The organism is Dolichospermum sp. FACHB-1091, assembly GCF_014697585.1.
Taxonomy (GTDB): Bacteria; Cyanobacteriota; Cyanobacteriia; order Cyanobacteriales; family Nostocaceae; genus Dolichospermum.
In genome coordinates, this window is sequence record NZ_JACJSB010000034.1 from 1 (window position 1) to 16517 (window position 16517).

The window sequence follows — 16517 nt, forward strand, 5'->3', positions numbered from 1 at the left end:
AATTACGGGCAGCAGAAGACCCAGAGTTTGAAACTTTCTATACCAAAAACATTTTGCTGAACGAGGGTATCCGCGCTTGGATGGCTCCTCAAGATCAACCCCACGAACAATTTATATTCCCCGAGGAGGTATTACCACGTGGTAACGCTCTCTAATAGAGTCATTAGTGGTGGACGCGACCAAGAATCCAGCGGTTTTGCTTGGTGGTCTGGTAACGCGCGTTTAATCAACTTATCTGGTAAACTACTTGGCGCTCACGTAGCCCATGCTGGTTTGATTGTCTTCTGGGCTGGAGCAATGACCTTATTTGAAGTTGCTCACTTCGTTCCCGAAAAGCCCATGTACGAACAGGGCTTGATTCTTCTCCCTCACCTAGCCACACTTGGTTGGGGCGTTGGCGCTGGTGGTGAAGTTATTGACACCTTCCCCTATTTCGTCTCTGGTGTACTTCACCTTATTTCCTCCGCCGTTTTAGGTTTTGGTGGTATTTATCATGCCGTTCGCGGTCCTGAAACCTTAGAAGAATATTCTTCTTTCTTTGGTTATGACTGGAAAGACAAGAACAAGATGACCAACATCATCGGCTTCCACCTGATTATCTTAGGTTGTGGTGCGTTGTTGTTAGTGCTGAAGGCTATGTTCTTCGGTGGAGTTTATGATACCTGGGCTCCAGGTGGTGGTGATGTGCGTGTGATTACTAACCCCACACTCAACCCAGCTATTATCTTTGGTTATCTGATTAAAGCTCCCTTCGGTGGCGAAGGCTGGATTATCAGCGTTGATAACATGGAAGATGTTATTGGCGGTCACATCTGGATTGCTTTAATTTGTATTTCCGGTGGTATTTGGCATATCTTCACCAAGCCTTTCGCTTGGGCGCGTCGTGCTTTTATTTGGTCTGGTGAAGCTTACCTTTCCTATAGCTTAGGCGCTCTTTCTATGATGGGCTTTATCGCCTCCGTCATGGTTTGGTATAACAACACTGCATACCCCAGCGAATTCTTTGGTCCTACTGGTCCTGAAGCTTCTCAAGCACAAGCTTTAACCTTCTTGATTCGTGACCAACGCTTAGGTGCTAACGTCGGTTCTGCTCAAGGTCCTACCGGTCTAGGTAAATACTTGATGCGCTCTCCTACAGGTGAAATCATCTTTGGTGGTGAAACCATGCGCTTCTGGGATTTCAAGGGTCCTTGGTTAGAGCCTCTCCGTGGTCCTAACGGTCTTGACTTAGAAAAAATCAAGAACGACATTCAGCCTTGGCAAGCTCGTCGTGCTGCTGAATACATGACACACGCTCCACTGGGTTCTTTGAACTCTGTAGGTGGTGTGGCTACCGAAATTAACTCCTTTAACTATGTGTCTCCACGCGCTTGGTTAGCTTGTTCACACTTCGTTTTAGGATTCTTCTTCCTTGTTGGTCACTTGTGGCACGCAGGCCGCGCCCGCGCTGCTTCTGGTGGTTTTGAGAAAGGTATTAACCGAGAAACAGAACCAGTAATGTTTATGAATGACCTTGATTAGGTTGTTTTCATCTTCATTTAATCACTGACAATATCATACTTTTTATAGCTCTTGTGTCACAGCAAGAGCTTTTTTTATATTTTTTTGATATTTTTTTTGGTATTTTACACATTTGATATAATATGTAACGTAACAAATAAATTTTACTAAAGGTCAGATAATGAACAGGTTCAAATTCGGTACGTCTGTATTGACAGTCGCGGCTGGTTTAGCAATGGGAACATCAATGAATCAGATGGTCATTGCTGAAGAAGTTGTTGCAGAATCAGTTACCCAGCCAGCAGTCACAAATGAGGTTATTGCCACATCAATTACTCCTGAAAAAACTGAGACTCTTCCTCAACCAGGAACTTTCACTCATAATGCTAGTGATTTACTGGCCAAAAAACCACTGGATTTAGGTGTATTTTGTAAAAATTATCCTTTAAATTCCCGCTGTACTAATCAACCTGTCACCATACCCGCAACAAAACCGGAAGAAGTTAAACCTAAACCTACGGAGGAAAAGAGCGAAGTTCCAGCAAAAACTAGCGGTTGGGCAATTACACCTGAAATTAGTACATTAGGTATTGGTGCAACAGTCACCAAATCCATAACACCTAATATTAATGCTAAAGTCGGGATTAATGGCTTAGGCACAAGTAGAGATATTAACCTGTCTGATGTTGATTATAATGCCAAACTCAACCTGTTCAATGTATCCACCCTGGCTGAATACTATCCTTGGAAAAATGCCGGTTTCCGTTTGACTGGAGGCTTGGTATTTCAGGACAATAATATAGAAGGAACTGGCAAAGCCAAAAATGGTGGAACAATTAATATCAATGGTGTGGATTATAATACCACAAATGTTCTTACTTCAGTGAAAGCCAAGGTTTCTTTCGGCAATAGTGTCGCACCGTATATTGGTATTGGTTGGGGTAATGCTGTCAAACCTGGTAAACGTTGGGGATTTTCCACAAATTTGGGTGTAATGTTTCCCGGCTCTCCAAAAGTAGAAATAACACCTGGTTTTGGTCCAGTGGCATTGGCAACACCCACTTTACAGCAGGAAATTAATCGTAACATCGAAGCGGAAAGGAAAAAACAAGAAAGCGATCTTAATTGGTTAAATGTTTATCCTGTTTTTTCCCTTGGTGTTTCTTATCAATTTTAGATAAAGATTTGGGGTGTGTCAGTTGTTGAAAATCTGTTTTAAAATCTGGTTACTATTACAGACTTATCAGATTTGATGCACCCTAAAAGGTGAATTGACAATTTATCTTTTGCAAGATGGGGAATATTTGGAATCTGAGAGAAGTTTAGTATTTCCTAGTTTATAAATTCGGGATTTACCACAAATAATTGAGCAAAATCGGCCAAATGGTAGAAGGGCAATTAGAAAGTCAGTCAGGGAATGGGTGAGCATTCAGAAAAATATGGAAAAATGAAAAAAATTTGAATATCTTTAGTTAATTTTGACAACAATGATGTATTATAATACTAATCAATATACGCTTGTTTTGTGTTTAGGATAGATTTTTATATGAGAAGATGATTTCTCTCTCGACTTCCTGATCACCTATTTTCCTGGGGAACAATTTCTGTCACTACCTTCTGTCCAGAATTACCACCTTTAACAACAATATTTTCTGTGTCTAAATTACCGACGGCTGTTTCTCCTTGAAAAGTTAATTTTGGTTCAAACTGGTGATAAATTACATTTCCTTGGGCTTCTAACAATTTTTTATTTATATACCAAGTCAATTGATTGGATTTTAAAGACTGACGATGCTCACCAACCGCATTCACATTACCTGTGAGATACACCGTATTTTCTGGTATTTTAATTTTTCCTTGATTAGCTGTGACAGTTAGATTCTCAGCAGCTTTGAAGATACGAATGGGAGAATTTGTTGTAATATTTTCTTGCTTAATATTCCATGTTATAGAATTACTTGTAATTTGCATTAATGGATCTATGAACTCTAATTTAGTCTGTGGTTGAAGAATTGCAATTTGAGTTTTTAAGTTAATTTCGCCAGCATTACCTTGACTGCGCCCAGAGATTTTGTTATCTTTATATTGTTCTATTTGAATGGGGCGATCGCTAAATAATTTTTCCTGGTTAATCTGCCATATTAAATGCTCAGTTCGCATTTGTAAATGTGGATCTTTAGATGTTGCGACTACTCTCCCTGAAAATTCTACCCTTTGTTCACGGGTTTTTACCTTGGCCTCCTGGGCGGTGACTTGTAATTGTTTATGGCTACCATTTAACTGATTACGGACAATTAATAAATCTTCTTGAGGTCGCCATTCTAACTCATTACCATTCAAAACAATACCATTACGGGGATCCGTAGCCACAATTTTACCTTGAAGAAAAAGTTGCTTACCATCTTGCTTGATGTCAGCCTTTTCTGCTTTAATTTGGTAAATAACTTTTCCATCTTGGTAGAGTTCCCCTTCAGGACTTTCGGCCTGACCCATTTGTTTGTCTGTAGTATATTTTGCTTCTTTGGCTTTAACCTTCCAAATTGGCCTACCTACCTCATCAAATTGTTCTAAAGCCACACCAAAAAAAGTTAACTTAGTTTCATCCTCCTTTGGAGATGAAATATTAGTTTTTGACGGGGTAGATGTGGATGGTTGACCGCAAGCAGATAACCATAAAGTCAAGCACAATGTCAAAGGCAGGTACAACCAATTTTTTGATAATCTAAACTGTGAAAATGAATAGACCTGGGGAGAATGACCTTTGCTTCCCCTGTGACTGTTTTGAATCTTGTCTTCCATTCTCCCTACTTTGTGAATACTGCATTATTCTGGAATTTCTAGGTGTCTGTTACTGTCTCTAGGATCGTCCAAAAACCCCATACTAGACAATGGCCGATATGGATAACTTTGACGAGGATTTTTTTGAATGTCCTCCTTGATGGCTTCTAAATCAATATAGCGATCGCTAACATTAATTAAACTATCACTGGTCATAGAGCGCAAGCTTACCACCTCTACTCTAACACCTCTATAGCTGACAGAATTAACAGCATAGGCTAAATCGCCATCACCGCTAACTAAAACTGCGGTATCATAGGAATCTACCAAGGCCATCATATCAACGGCTATTTCTACATCTAAATTTGCTTTTTTAGAACCATCTGGTAATTGTACCAAATCCTTAGCAATGACTCTATAACCATTGCGACGCATCCACAACAAAAATCCTTGTTGCTTCTCGTTTGTCCTGTCTACTCCTGTATAGAAAAAAGCCCGTAATAGCCTTGATCCCCCAGTTAAACGGCACAATAACTTAGTATAATCAATTTCGATTCCTAGTTGTAGCGCTGCATAAAATAAGTTTGAGCCGTCAATAAAGATGGCCACCCGTCCCCGATTTTCTAAAACTTGTTCTGGCGTAAATACCGAGTCGTTTTCAAAATTATTCAACATTGTTGTCATACCTTGTGTTGTTATCCCTGTTATGATAGAAATCTCTAACTACCTAATTGTTAGAATTGCTTATGATAAGTCTCCGGGGAAAATACACTAGAAGTAATAAAATCAGCAGCAAAACCACATTAATTATCTACTTCCTTAATTAGCTATCAGCTAAATGTAAAACCCCGAATTTTCTTGAAGGAATTAGCAGTTCCCAAAATTAATCTTTTATTTTGATGTTTCTATCCGTTTAAAAACTGGTTTAGGAGTTCCTAATAGTTGTTGATCGGATAATATTCCCCATGTGGAATGGGTGCTAAAAGGGGCTAAAATTGCACTTTTTTTTTGTTCATTAAAATTAATCCCCCAGCCTAATTGCTGATAAATATCACTGCTGATATTAGGAATAATTGGGGAGAGGAGATAAGCCGCTAGTCTCACAGATTCCAAAACCGCATATAACACCACTTCCACTTCTTCCTGTTTACCTTGTTTATATAATGACCAAGGAGCTTGATCATCAATAAACTTGTTACTGGCTTGTACCAGAGACAAAGTATAGTGACAGGCTTCGTTGAAAGCTAAAGCTGTATATGCTTGTTTCACCTTTGCTCCCAATTCTAACCCCATCGCTTTTAAAGGATTTTCAGCCGGAATAGCTGATTGGTTGATGGATGGTACTTGACTAGAGCAGTATTTCTTCACCATATTTAAAGTGCGATTTAACAAATTACCTAAATCATTCGCCAAATCTGCATTCAAAACATTAATGAACCTTATTTCATTAAAATCGCCATCCTTCCCAAATTCGATTTCCTTAAGGAAGTAATAACGAATGGCATCACTACCATAATTTTCAACCAAAATGATAGGATCAAGGGTATTACCCAGAGTTTTACCCATTTTTTGACCGTCTTTAGTTAAAAAACCATGTCCAAATACCCTGTCTGGTAAAGGTAAACCCGCTGACATCAGCATTGCAGGCCAGTAAACAGCATGAAAGCGTAAAATATCTTTACCAATCAAGTGAAGATTAATTGGCCACCATGTTTGTAAAGCATTAGCTAGGGTTGGTTCTGCCTCTGGTTCTAACAATGCTGTTACATAACCCAGCAAAGCATCAAACCACACATACAATGTATGTTTAGAGTCAACAGGTACGGGAAAACCCCAATCAAGATTTACCCGGGAAATCGAAAAATCTTGTAACCCTTGAGCGACAAAATTGAAAACTTCATTCCTTCTGCTGACAGGTTGGATAAAATCTGGGTGGGATTGGTAAAACTCCTCTAGCTGGGTTTGATATTTAGACAAGCGGAAGAAATAGTTCTGCTCGTCTCGCCACTCTACTTGTTTGTTAGTATGGATGGGACAGTGTTTATCTTCGAGCAAATCCCGTTCTTCCTTAAATTCTTCACAGGAGACACAGTACCAACCTTTTTGTTCTCCTTGGTAGATGTCACCATTTTTCCAAACTCGCTGAAAGAACTCATTGACTATCGCCTGGTGACGAGGTACACTCGTACGACTAAAGCGATCATATTGAATATCAAGTGCATCCCATAATCTGGTAAAGCTGGGGACAATTTCATCACAAAAATCCTGCGGTGCTTTTCCTAAACTGGCTGCTGAACGCTGGATTTTTTGTCCGTGTTCATCTGTACCTGTAATTAGTAAAACTTGATTTCCCTGTAAGCGTTGAAATCTGGCTATGACATCTGCTGCTATGGTTGTATAAGCACTGCCAATATGGGGAACATCGTTGACATAATATAGCGGTGTTGTCAGTGCAAAAGTATTTTCTGTTTTATTCATTAGATTCATGGATAATAAAAGCAAATTATTAATCAGTCAGTTTTCTCTTTTAACCATCTAGATTATCTAGACAAAACTAAGCAATTATATAATATTGCTACTGTTTTTTCAAATTTCTTCTAAGAGGCAACAAATTTACGGACTGAAGAATAATTATTCAATTACTTCTATAAATTCATCTGATTTATTGACCAGTTAAGTAAGTTGGCGTTAAACAATCAATATATGTAACGAAATGTAAATCTACAACAAATACCTTAGGAATAGGTTATTTCATGGTTTTTACAAAACTAAATGTATATTGATTTGATCATGCCGACTTACTTAGAGAAACTAGTTACTAATAATCATGATAAAACTTGTTTATTTCATTGGTAGTCACAGAAAATACACTAATCTAAGTTCCAGCGTTGAATACCCTTTAATCTTTGATTTAACCTGCATCTTTCACAATTTTCATGAAATATTTACTAAATAACAGCGTCACTTAATCAACAGCTTATTTAAACTGATTTTTAAATTTTTAATTGTTGATTTTTAATTCCGCCATGTAATATGCCATATTGTGTGTAATGCCAGGGTGACACCATTGTTGATGGGGAGGATTTAACGCTTTTGCATACTTATATATGATGAAGACAAATCGCCATAAATTCTGTAATCATGGTTTCATAGTGAATTGTTTTTTGTCTGGAAAAGTTGATTTTAGACAGGGAGGAAAAGATCAAAATTACTTCCTAATCCCCATCTGGATAACGGAAACGGTAAAATTAAAGATAGAATATACGAAAAAAAGCACCAAAATGCCAGCAGTTGACCTCAAACCTTGTTTTTTGACTCCAAAACCAGTACAATCAGATGCTCCTTTATTTATTTATTTACCGGGAATGGATGGGACTGGTCAATTGTTAAAAACCCAAATCCCTGAATTATCACTAGGTTTAGATATTCGTTGCTTGGCTATATCCAAAAACTATCTTGGTACTTGGGATGTTTTGTCCAGAAATGTTTTAGATTTGATTCATGGCGAACTGGAAAAAAGCCGTCAACGGCCAATATATCTCTGTGGAGAATCCTTTGGTGGTTGTTTAGCAATGAAAGTAGCAACCCAATCACCGCATTTATTTAAGCGTATTATCTTAATTAATCCCGCTTCTGCTTTTTTGCAAGACCCTTGGTTTAGTTGGATATCCCGGCTTACTCAGTTTGTCCCATCACTATTATTTAATGTTGGTTCATTGGGTTTGTTACCATTCCTGGCTTCATTAGAACGCATTTCTGAAGGCGATCGCCAAATACTTCTTGCAGCCATGCGTTCTATTCCGCCAGAAACTATAAACTGGCGCTTGTCACTGTTGCGAGATTTTCAAGTTGACAAAAAAGATTTACAACAGCTAACACAACCAATTTTACTGATTGGTAGTGGTAGCGATCGCTTATTACCTTCCGTCAATGAAATCGCAAGATTGGCTAGGATTCTACCAAATACCAAGATATTTATCCTCCCAAATAGCGGCCATGCTTGTTTATTAGAGAAAAATGTGAATCTCTATCAAATTCTCAAAGATAACGGTTTTTTAGAGGCTAACATAAATAGCGATTGGTTTGTTGGCTTGTGAAGTCCATAGGATCGCCGCTCCGACATACCTCCCCATCAATCAGTCCGAGGATTCCTTAACATTTCTAGGACTTACGCACAAGTCACGGAATAATGAACCACGAAGGAACGAAGAGAACGAAGAAAAGAGGGTTTGAGAGATATTTTGCGTAAGTCCTGATTTCATTGGGTTGTGCTATCGAAATAGTATTATGATCCCTCAATGTTCGCTTGTACCCATTTTACCACAAAGCCGTCCTAGAAGGACGGGGCTTGTATCCCATATTTTGGGTCGGAATGTTCATAAGTCATTCTCTAAGGTGGTAGGAAATAGTAACTGGAAACCCAATTTGAGTTTCACGTTGCTAGGAGTGGGTTTTTGCTCTTCCCGATATCTTCTGTAAAATGCGCTTACTTATTACGGGTGAATATTTAGTATCTCCAAGCCTTTGCATAGACTGCTTAATCAGGTTGGCCAGTTCTTCTAATTGGTTAATCGCTTCCGCGCCTTCCAGTTTCATTAATTCACGATCATCACGCATTTCTGTCCAAGTAATCCCATAATCTGATACTAAAAAGCGAATTAGATGATTCTCTCCTAAGCTCACCATAAAAGATGCACTATTCATCTGATTGCCACAAGTATAGCAGGAAGCGGGATAACCATACCGTTCTAGTACAGTCGCCAGAGCTTGCAGGTTCATGACTAAATCTTGCACAAATTCTCTATGTTCGTTTGCTAGTCTTAAAAACATTTTTGGCCTCCAAATACCATATTCCTTGGACTTTCTTTTATATTTTCTTTAGATTTTCTCACGCACTGGCATTATAGGATATTTTTTGATAATATTCAGTTCTCGGTGAGTTCATTAATTATTGACCCTGTTTAGGTTAGTGGATAACGATTTCTGAAGAAGTATCAGGTTATTCAATTTCCCCAGGTACTCCGAACGGACATACATCAGTTACTAGTGTTATGAAGTACAGGTATTAATGATAAAACTCTTGTGGTGTGGGCATCTTACGCGCTAATAGTATATCTCAGATGGCTAGGCCACAGGAGCTATCAGGCGAAATTCGCCGTAATTACAAGGGTTTACATTGTGGACTCCGTTTTTTGCCCTAATTTTACTTGATCAAACCGAGATACTTCTTTTAGTCTAACTTAAATTCACTGATAGTCAAGTTGGTTAAAACTAGGATGGCTTTTCCTGATTCTTAATATACTCCTTTAATATTTCTAGTGGCGCACCGCCTACCGAAATAGCAAAATAACTGGGACTTCATAGAAATTATTCGGCGTTGCTGAATGTGGGATGAAAATGATTTTTGATGATTTCAAAACCCTTGTAGAGACGTTCTTCATGTAGGGATTCTCGTCTCTACACCTAAATTCATACCTGGTTTCAGCAACGCCGGAATTCTTTATGGGGGGGTTTTTATATGCATCTTCTCCATATCTGCGACTAGATACGCCTTTTAACGCATTTACTCTGATAAACAGATAACGTCTATTTTCCCTGCTTGTTTCCTTACCTCCATTACCAATAAATAAATTTGGTATCTTAAAAATATAGGCTGAGGTTAGGGCAAAGTTAAATACGATAATTGTTATTCTTAATACCGTATTTGATGAAAACAAGTAGTTTAACACAATAAAACCAAACTGTGTAAAAAAACGTAAAATCGCTGAAAACTTCATTTGACTCTTGCATAAGTGCCTCTTGTCTCAAACAACTGTGCTATAACAACGATTTTTAACGCCAACCTACTGAATCCATTCAGTTTTAATTTCTGAGTCAAAATTATAATATGGCATTTATTATGATGCCCATGATTATAAGACTGGGATTCATGAGACAATTTCCTTGTTGAATTTAAAATAATAATTGTTAAATCTATGAGCAATCAAGCTTCTATCCCAGTTATTGTTAATGGTGCGGCTGGTAAAATGGGACGTGAGGTCATCAAAGCAGTAGCCCAAGCATCTGATTTGACTTTACTGGGTGCAATTGACACTACTCCCCAACATCAAGGTAAAGACGCTGGAGAACTAGCGGGTTTAAGTGAACCCTTAGAAGTACCAATTAGCAATCAATTAGAACCTATGTTGGCCTATGTGGCTGGGGAAAGACAGATGCAGCCAGGTGTACTAGTTGATTTCACTCATCCTGATGTAGTATATAACAATATTCGCAGTGCGATCGCCTATGGAATTCGTCCAGTTGTGGGAACTACAGGTTTAAGTCCCGCACAAATTCAAGAATTAAGTGATTTTGCTGAAAAAGCCAGTACCGGTTGTTTGATTATTCCCAACTTTTCCATTGGTATGGTATTACTACAAGAAGCGGCTGTTAGAGCTTCTCAGTATTTTGATCATGTAGAAATTATCGAACTCCATCATAACCAAAAAGCTGATGCTCCCAGTGGTACAGCCATTCAAACTGCTCAACTTTTGGCAGAAATGGGTAAAACCTTCAATACTGCTATGGTGGAAGAAACGGAGAAAATACCAGGAGCTAGAGGCAGTTTAGCAGACGAAGGGATTAGAATTCATAGTGTGCGCTTACCAGGACTAATTGCCCACCAAGAGGTGATTTTTGGTGCCGCTGGGCAGATTTATACCTTACGTCATGATACCAGCGATCGCGCCTGTTATATGCCAGGAGTATTATTAGCCATACGCAAAGTTAACCAGCTAAAATCTTTAGTATATGGACTAGAAAAAATACTATAAAACACTCAGCAATCATCTGTGAGAAATTTTCGATTGGCGATTTTTCCAGTCCAAAATCTAAAATCTAAAATTCAAAATCCCAAATCTAAAATATGATCGTTCCCCTAACTCGGCAAAAATTTGAACAAATTATTCCCCTAATTGCCTCTGGACCACAATATAAATACTATTGGGGGAAGTTTAGTAATTTTTTGCAGCGGCTATTAATTTCTGTAGTTACCATGGCTGTACTACTGCTGATACAATTTTTGTTTAGATTAGAATTTGGGTTAATCTTCTTTTTTGGGGTATTTGGTGCTTTCTTTTGGCTATGGTATCCCATATTACAAGCAAGTATCCGCAATGGAAAATGCCGCCGTTACAAATACAGTGGATTTTTCCGGGGAAGAGTGCTAGATTGGTGGATTACAGATCGGTTAATGGGCAAACAGGAAACTGTCAACAGTAAAGGTGAGTTAGTAATTATTGAAAACCGCGAAAAGCGGATTAATCTAGAAATAGGAGACGACACAGGATTTAGTGTTGAATTTGAAGCTCCACTACGTCCTGCCCACAAAGCCATTACTCGTGGTCAAATCGCTGAAATGGTGGTAATGTCAAATCGTGCTGATTTAAGCACAATTGAAGAATTTAGTGATATATACATTCCTAGTCGTGACCTCTGGGTAAGTGATTATCCATATCTCCGCCGAGACTTATTTAATGAAGTTAGTATGCGTTTACGTGCAAACCAAGAAAGAAGACCTCGCCGTCGTCCAGGAAGACAAGGGGGGGTAGAGAATAGGTAATTGGTAATAGGTAATTAGTCCTTATATATCCGTTTCCTTGGGGTGTGATTGTTTGTTTAATCAATAAAACTGTAGAAAATATCACAAATTGACTTCCTAACTTTAGCTATTTCTAATGCTTATCTTTTTGGTTTCTTTGCATACAGTTGAAACAACCACAAAAGACTCAGGAAGAAAAATCATGAACAAATATTATGCCACAATTGATGGTAACGAAGCTGTTGCCCGTGTAGCCTACAAATTAAACGAAGTTATCGCTATTTATCCTATCACCCCATCTTCAAATATGGGTGAATGGGCTGATAGTTGGATGTCCGAAAATAAACCAAATCTTTGGGGTACAGTTCCCAGCGTCACCCAAATGCAAAGCGAAGGAGGGGCTGCTGCTGCCGTCCATGGGGCATTACAAACGGGGGCATTAAGTACAACTTTCACCGCTTCCCAGGGATTATTATTAATGATTCCTAACTTGTACAAAATTGCCGGAGAATTAACTAGTTTTGTCCTTCATGTTTCTGCCCGTTCCTTAGCTACCCATGCGTTATCTATTTTCGGTGATCATAGTGATGTTATGGCTGCTAGGGCGACTGGTTTCGCTTTTTTGTGTTCGGCTTCTGTCCAGGAAAGTCATGATTTTGCCTTAATTTCTCATGCTGCAACTTTAGAAACAAGAGTGCCATTTTTACACTTTTTTGATGGGTTTAGAACTTCCCATGAAGTGCAGAAAGTTGAATTATTAACAGATGAAAATTTACAGGAATTTATTTCTTTAAAATCAATCTTAGCACATCGTCAAAGATGCTTAACTCCAGATCATCCAGTATTACGAGGAACGGCACAAAATCCTGATGTTTACTTTCAATCTCGTGAAGGTGCAAACCCTTATTATCATGTTTGTGCCGATATTGTTGAAAAGATTATGGATAAATTTGGGAAACGCACAGGTAGATATTACAAACTCTATGAATATCATGGTGTACCAGACGCGGAAAGAGTAATTATTATCATGGGTTCTGGTTGTGAAACTGTCCATGAAACTGTAGATTATCTCAACAACGCAGGGGAAAAAGTTGGAGTTATTAAAGTGCGACTTTTCCGCCCTTTTGATATTGCTAGATTTATAGAAGCATTACCCAATAGTGTCAAATCTATTGCAGTTTTGGATAGAACTAAAGAAGCCGGCAGTGCAGGAGAACCATTATATTTAGATGTGGTGACAGCTATTTATGAAGGCTGGAAAAAAACTACATTTCCAAAAATTGTTGGGGGGAGATATGGACTTTCTTCTAAAGAATTTACGCCCGCAATGGTCAAGAGTATTTTTGATAATCTTAGCCAAATTAAACCCAAGAATCATTTTACAATTGGGATTAATGATGATGTTAGTTTCACCTCTTTAAATTTTGATGCCAATTTCTCTACAGAACCGGATCATGTAGTTCGGGCAATGTTCTATGGTTTGGGTTCAGATGGTACAGTGGGTGCAAATAAGAACTCTATCAAAATCATCGGTGAAGGCACAGAAAATAACGCCCAAGGTTACTTTGTTTATGATTCCAAAAAATCCGGTTCAATGACAGTTTCTCACCTGCGTTTCGGACCTGAAAAAATTCGTTCAACCTACCTCATAGACAAGGCTAATTTTATCGGTTGTCACCATTGGGGATTTGTGGAAAGTATTGATATTTTAAAAGCTGCTGCACCAGGGGCGATTTTATTGTTAAATAGTCCTTATGATGTAGATACAGTTTGGGAAAATCTCCCCTTAAAAGTAAAACAGCAAATTCTCGCCAAAAATCTCAAAGTTTACACTATTAATGCCAGTCAAGTGGCGAAAAATAGTGGTATGGGGCATAGAATTAACACTATTATGCAGGTCTGTTTCTTTGCTTTGGCGGGAGTATTGCCAGAAAAAGAAGCAATTGCTAAAATCAAACAGTCCATAGAGAAAACTTATGGCAAAAAAGGTGTGGAAGTTGTCCAGAAGAATTTAAAAGCTGTAGACAACACCCTAGAAAATCTCCATGAAATCGAAATTCCTCTGGTGGAAATAGGTAATAAGGAAAATTACCAATTAGCAATTACCAAACCCCAATTTGTCGAGAATGTTCTCAGTAAAATTATGGTCTGGGAAGGTGATGATTTACCTGTGAGTGCTTTACCCGCTGACGGAACTTTTCCCAGTGGGACTGCAAAATGGGAAAAACGTAACGTGGCGGCAGAAATACCAGTTTGGGATAGTGATGTCTGCGTTCAGTGTGGTAAATGTGTGATGGTTTGTCCCCACGCGGCTATTCGCGCTAAAGCCTATCCAGTTAATGAATTAGTCAACGCACCGACAACTTTTAAATCAACTAACGCCAAAGATAAGAGTTTTGCTAACCAGAAATTCACTATTCAGGTAGCCCCAGAAGACTGTACAGGCTGCGAAATTTGTGTTAGCGTCTGTCCTGCCAAAAACAAAGCCGAACCCACCCGCAAGGCGATTAACATGAGTCCACAATTACCCTTGCGGGAACAAGAACGAGAAAATTGGCATTTCTTTTTGAGTTTACCAAATCCTGACCGGAAAACTTTGAAAGTAAACCAAATTCGACAACAACAATTACAAGAACCATTGTTTGAGTTTTCCGGTGCTTGTGCTGGTTGTGGAGAAACCCCCTACCTTAAATTATTAACACAATTATTTGGCGATCGCTCACTCATTGCCAACGCCACCGGTTGTTCTTCCATTTATGGGGGAAATTTACCCACAACTCCCTGGAGTCAAAATGATCAAGGAAGAGGTCCGGCTTGGTCTAATAGTTTATTTGAAGATAACGCCGAATTTGGTTTTGGTTATCGTTTATCCATAGACAAACAAGCGGAATTTGCCGCAGAATTATTATCACAATTAAGTAATGAAATTGGCGATAATTTAGTTAATGCCATTCTCAAGGCCGAACAAAAAACCGAAGCTGATATTTGGGACCAGCGGGAAAGAATTGTCATCCTCAAACACAAATTAGATCAAATATTGAACAATGTAGAGACGTTCCATGGAACGTCTCTACAATTAAATGAAACATCTCTACAACCGAACAACAAAACCTCTCTAGAAAAGACGAAAATCCAAAATCTAAAATCCTTAGCTGATTATTTAGTTAAGAAAAGTGTGTGGATAGTTGGGGGTGATGGTTGGGCGTATGATATAGATTTTGGAGGAATTGATCATATAATTTCCACAGGTCGCAATGTGAACATTTTGGTCATGGACACAGAAGTTTATTCTAATACCGGAGGACAATCTTCTAAAGCCACACCCAAAGCCGCAGTAGCTAAATATGCGACTGGAGGTAAACCTGCACCCAAGAAAGATTTAGGTTTAATGGCCATGACTTATGGTAATGTTTATGTTGCCAGCGTCGCTTTAGGTGCGCGAGATGAACATACACTCAAAGCATTTTTAGAAGCGGAAGCTTTTGATGGTCCATCAATCATAATTGCCTATAGTCATTGTATTGCTCACGGGATTGATATGACCACTGGTTTACAACAGCAAAAGGCGTTAGTAGACTCAGGAAGATGGTTATTATATCGCTATAATCCGGCATTACAAGACCAGGGTAAAAATCCCCTCCAATTGGATATGAAAGCGCCTTCTGAATCGGTGGAAAAGTCAATGTATCAGGAGAACCGCTTTAAAATGTTGACGAAGAGTAAACCGGAGGTGGCGAAATTGTTGCTAGAACAAGCGCAAGCAGAAGTTAATGCTAGATGGGAAATGTATCAATATTTAGCGAATAGGTAAATCTTCATTGTAGGTTGGGTTGACGCAAGGAAACCCAACATTACCAACATCAATTGTATAATTTCTGTAAAAGTTCTTGATAAGTGACAATTTCAGTATTTTCAAATTTTGCAATCACTAATAAATCTTGATCACCTGTGACTAAAAAGCATCACTATCTTTTGCTAATCCTAAAAGATAATTATCTTTCGCATCTCGACAAATAAACAGGACTTACGCAAAATAGAACGAAAGTAGGGGTAATTCATGAATTACCCCTACGAAATAATCAGGGTTTCAGTTACATCTTGCGTAAGTCCTAATAAAAAATTCTGATGTTGTATTTATAAATACACCAATAGTGCTTAAAAGTTGAATTAATTCGTGAACTTTGTGAGACGGGAAATATTTTTGTAATTTAGGACGTTGAGTGACTAAAGTAATTTCTTCTAATATTTGCTCAGAAATTATTAATTGAATTGCTTCTTCAACTAAAAGGTTTTTTAATTCTTTCAATTCCTTACCAATCAAAAAACTAATCCAAAGATTAGTATCAATAATTATCTTAACTGTTATTTTTTCCAGCATAAATTTGAGAACGGACAATTTCCACTTCTTCTGTAATTTCTTCTAATGACAATTCATCAGTTTGAAATATTTCTAATAACTCTGTTAATTTATTATTCAATGTTTCTTTTTCTAACTCTTTACTAAGTAATAATTTTTCGGAATTAGAAAGTTGTTTAACTAAGCTAAGAATTTGATCAAATGTCAAGGGAAGTTGATAGGTATTTTGTAACATAGTGTCAATTCTCCTTTTCTGATATAATATATTATTCACCAATTTTTATGATTATACTGGTGTTAGCT

At 38.2% G+C, this 16517-nt stretch carries 12 protein-coding genes and 2 pseudogenes; 7 read left to right on the top strand and 7 right to left on the bottom strand.

Annotation, left to right across the window (positions count from 1 at the left end; all coding sequences use genetic code 11):
• From H6G25_RS18035 to H6G25_RS18045, 3 genes and pseudogenes are all read left to right on the top strand, one after another.
• A pseudogene (locus tag H6G25_RS18035) lies at nucleotides 1–155 on the top strand (photosystem II D2 protein (photosystem q(a) protein)); the annotation flags it as partial.
• Nucleotides 139–1521, top strand: a complete 1383-nt coding sequence (gene psbC / locus H6G25_RS18040) for a photosystem II reaction center protein CP43 (protein ID WP_190393683.1) — start codon at nucleotides 139–141, stop codon at nucleotides 1519–1521. The pseudogene H6G25_RS18035 and the gene psbC, both read left to right, overlap by 17 nt.
• A 160-nt stretch (nucleotides 1522–1681) precedes the next feature.
• On the top strand, nucleotides 1682–2677 hold the full coding sequence (locus H6G25_RS18045) for a hypothetical protein (RefSeq protein WP_190393684.1): 996 nt from the start codon (nucleotides 1682–1684) through the stop codon (nucleotides 2675–2677).
• Between the two features lie 401 nt (nucleotides 2678–3078).
• On the opposite strand, the gene lptC is transcribed toward H6G25_RS18045, so the two are convergent.
• From lptC to metG, 3 genes are all read right to left on the bottom strand, one after another.
• On the bottom strand, nucleotides 3079–4299 hold the full coding sequence (lptC, locus tag H6G25_RS18050) for an LPS export ABC transporter periplasmic protein LptC (protein ID WP_190393685.1): 1221 nt from the start codon (nucleotides 4297–4299) through the stop codon (nucleotides 3079–3081).
• Between the two features lie 24 nt (nucleotides 4300–4323).
• Nucleotides 4324–4953: an NYN domain-containing protein gene (locus H6G25_RS18055; RefSeq protein WP_190393686.1), complete on the bottom strand. Its 630-nt coding sequence runs from the start codon at nucleotides 4951–4953 to the stop codon at nucleotides 4324–4326.
• A gap of 216 nt (nucleotides 4954–5169) precedes the next feature.
• A complete protein-coding gene (metG, locus tag H6G25_RS18060) occupies nucleotides 5170–6765 on the bottom strand; it encodes a methionine--tRNA ligase (protein ID WP_190393687.1) in 1596 nt (531 codons plus the stop codon).
• A 794-nt stretch (nucleotides 6766–7559) separates the two neighbouring features.
• On the opposite strand from metG, the gene H6G25_RS18065 reads away from it, so the two are divergent.
• A complete protein-coding gene (locus tag H6G25_RS18065) occupies nucleotides 7560–8375 on the top strand; it encodes an alpha/beta hydrolase (RefSeq protein WP_190393688.1) in 816 nt (271 codons plus the stop codon).
• A 343-nt stretch (nucleotides 8376–8718) separates the two neighbouring features.
• On the opposite strand, the gene H6G25_RS18070 is transcribed toward H6G25_RS18065, so the two are convergent.
• Entirely contained in the window at nucleotides 8719–9108 is a 390-nt protein-coding gene (locus H6G25_RS18070) for a DUF1815 family protein (protein WP_190393689.1), read from the bottom strand.
• A gap of 441 nt (nucleotides 9109–9549) precedes the next feature.
• Nucleotides 9550–9636 (bottom strand): annotated as a pseudogene (locus H6G25_RS18075) (IS200/IS605 family transposase); the annotation flags it as partial.
• Nucleotides 9637–10253: 617 nt separating this feature from the next.
• Here H6G25_RS18075 and dapB point away from each other — a divergent pair.
• The 3 genes from dapB (at nucleotide 10254) to nifJ (ending at nucleotide 15668) form a co-directional block, all read left to right on the top strand.
• Nucleotides 10254–11090: a 4-hydroxy-tetrahydrodipicolinate reductase gene (gene dapB / locus H6G25_RS18080; RefSeq protein WP_190393690.1), complete on the top strand. Its 837-nt coding sequence runs from the start codon at nucleotides 10254–10256 to the stop codon at nucleotides 11088–11090.
• 92 nt (nucleotides 11091–11182) lie between these two features.
• Nucleotides 11183–11878, top strand: coding sequence for a phosphate ABC transporter permease (locus H6G25_RS18085; RefSeq protein ID WP_190393691.1), 696 nt, complete (start codon nucleotides 11183–11185; stop codon nucleotides 11876–11878).
• 181 nt (nucleotides 11879–12059) lie between these two features.
• A complete protein-coding gene (gene nifJ, locus H6G25_RS18090) occupies nucleotides 12060–15668 on the top strand; it encodes a pyruvate:ferredoxin (flavodoxin) oxidoreductase (RefSeq protein WP_190393692.1) in 3609 nt (1202 codons plus the stop codon).
• Nucleotides 15669–15944: 276 nt separating this feature from the next.
• Here nifJ and H6G25_RS21365 read toward each other — a convergent pair whose 3' ends face one another.
• Nucleotides 15945–16235: a putative toxin-antitoxin system toxin component, PIN family gene (locus H6G25_RS21365; protein ID WP_242035017.1), complete on the bottom strand. Its 291-nt coding sequence runs from the start codon at nucleotides 16233–16235 to the stop codon at nucleotides 15945–15947.
• Complete coding sequence (locus H6G25_RS18100; RefSeq protein ID WP_190393693.1) at nucleotides 16213–16449, bottom strand: hypothetical protein; 237 nt, start codon at nucleotides 16447–16449, stop codon at nucleotides 16213–16215. Before H6G25_RS18100 ends, H6G25_RS21365 begins: the two co-directional genes overlap by 23 nt.
• Nucleotides 16450–16517 lie beyond the last annotated feature (68 nt).

Bases quoted from the DNA above. Each gene is read 5' to 3' on its own strand.
- H6G25_RS18100 (WP_190393693.1), bottom strand. From the start codon at position 16,449: ATGTTACAAAATACCTATCAACTTCCCTTGACATTTGATCAAATTCTT.
- H6G25_RS21365 (WP_242035017.1), bottom strand. From the start codon at position 16,235: ATGCTGGAAAAAATAACAGTTAAGATAATTATTGATACTAATCTTTGG.
- H6G25_RS18070 (WP_190393689.1), bottom strand. From the start codon at position 9,108: ATGTTTTTAAGACTAGCAAACGAACATAGAGAATTTGTGCAAGATTTA.
- H6G25_RS18045 (WP_190393684.1), top strand. From the start codon at position 1,682: ATGAACAGGTTCAAATTCGGTACGTCTGTATTGACAGTCGCGGCTGGT.
- nifJ (WP_190393692.1), top strand. From the start codon at position 12,060: ATGAACAAATATTATGCCACAATTGATGGTAACGAAGCTGTTGCCCGT.
- H6G25_RS18085 (WP_190393691.1), top strand. From the start codon at position 11,183: ATGATCGTTCCCCTAACTCGGCAAAAATTTGAACAAATTATTCCCCTA.
- H6G25_RS18065 (WP_190393688.1), top strand. From the start codon at position 7,560: ATGCCAGCAGTTGACCTCAAACCTTGTTTTTTGACTCCAAAACCAGTA.
- lptC (WP_190393685.1), bottom strand. From the start codon at position 4,299: ATGGAAGACAAGATTCAAAACAGTCACAGGGGAAGCAAAGGTCATTCT.
- metG (WP_190393687.1), bottom strand. From the start codon at position 6,765: ATGAATCTAATGAATAAAACAGAAAATACTTTTGCACTGACAACACCG.
- dapB (WP_190393690.1), top strand. From the start codon at position 10,254: ATGAGCAATCAAGCTTCTATCCCAGTTATTGTTAATGGTGCGGCTGGT.
- H6G25_RS18055 (WP_190393686.1), bottom strand. From the start codon at position 4,953: ATGTTGAATAATTTTGAAAACGACTCGGTATTTACGCCAGAACAAGTT.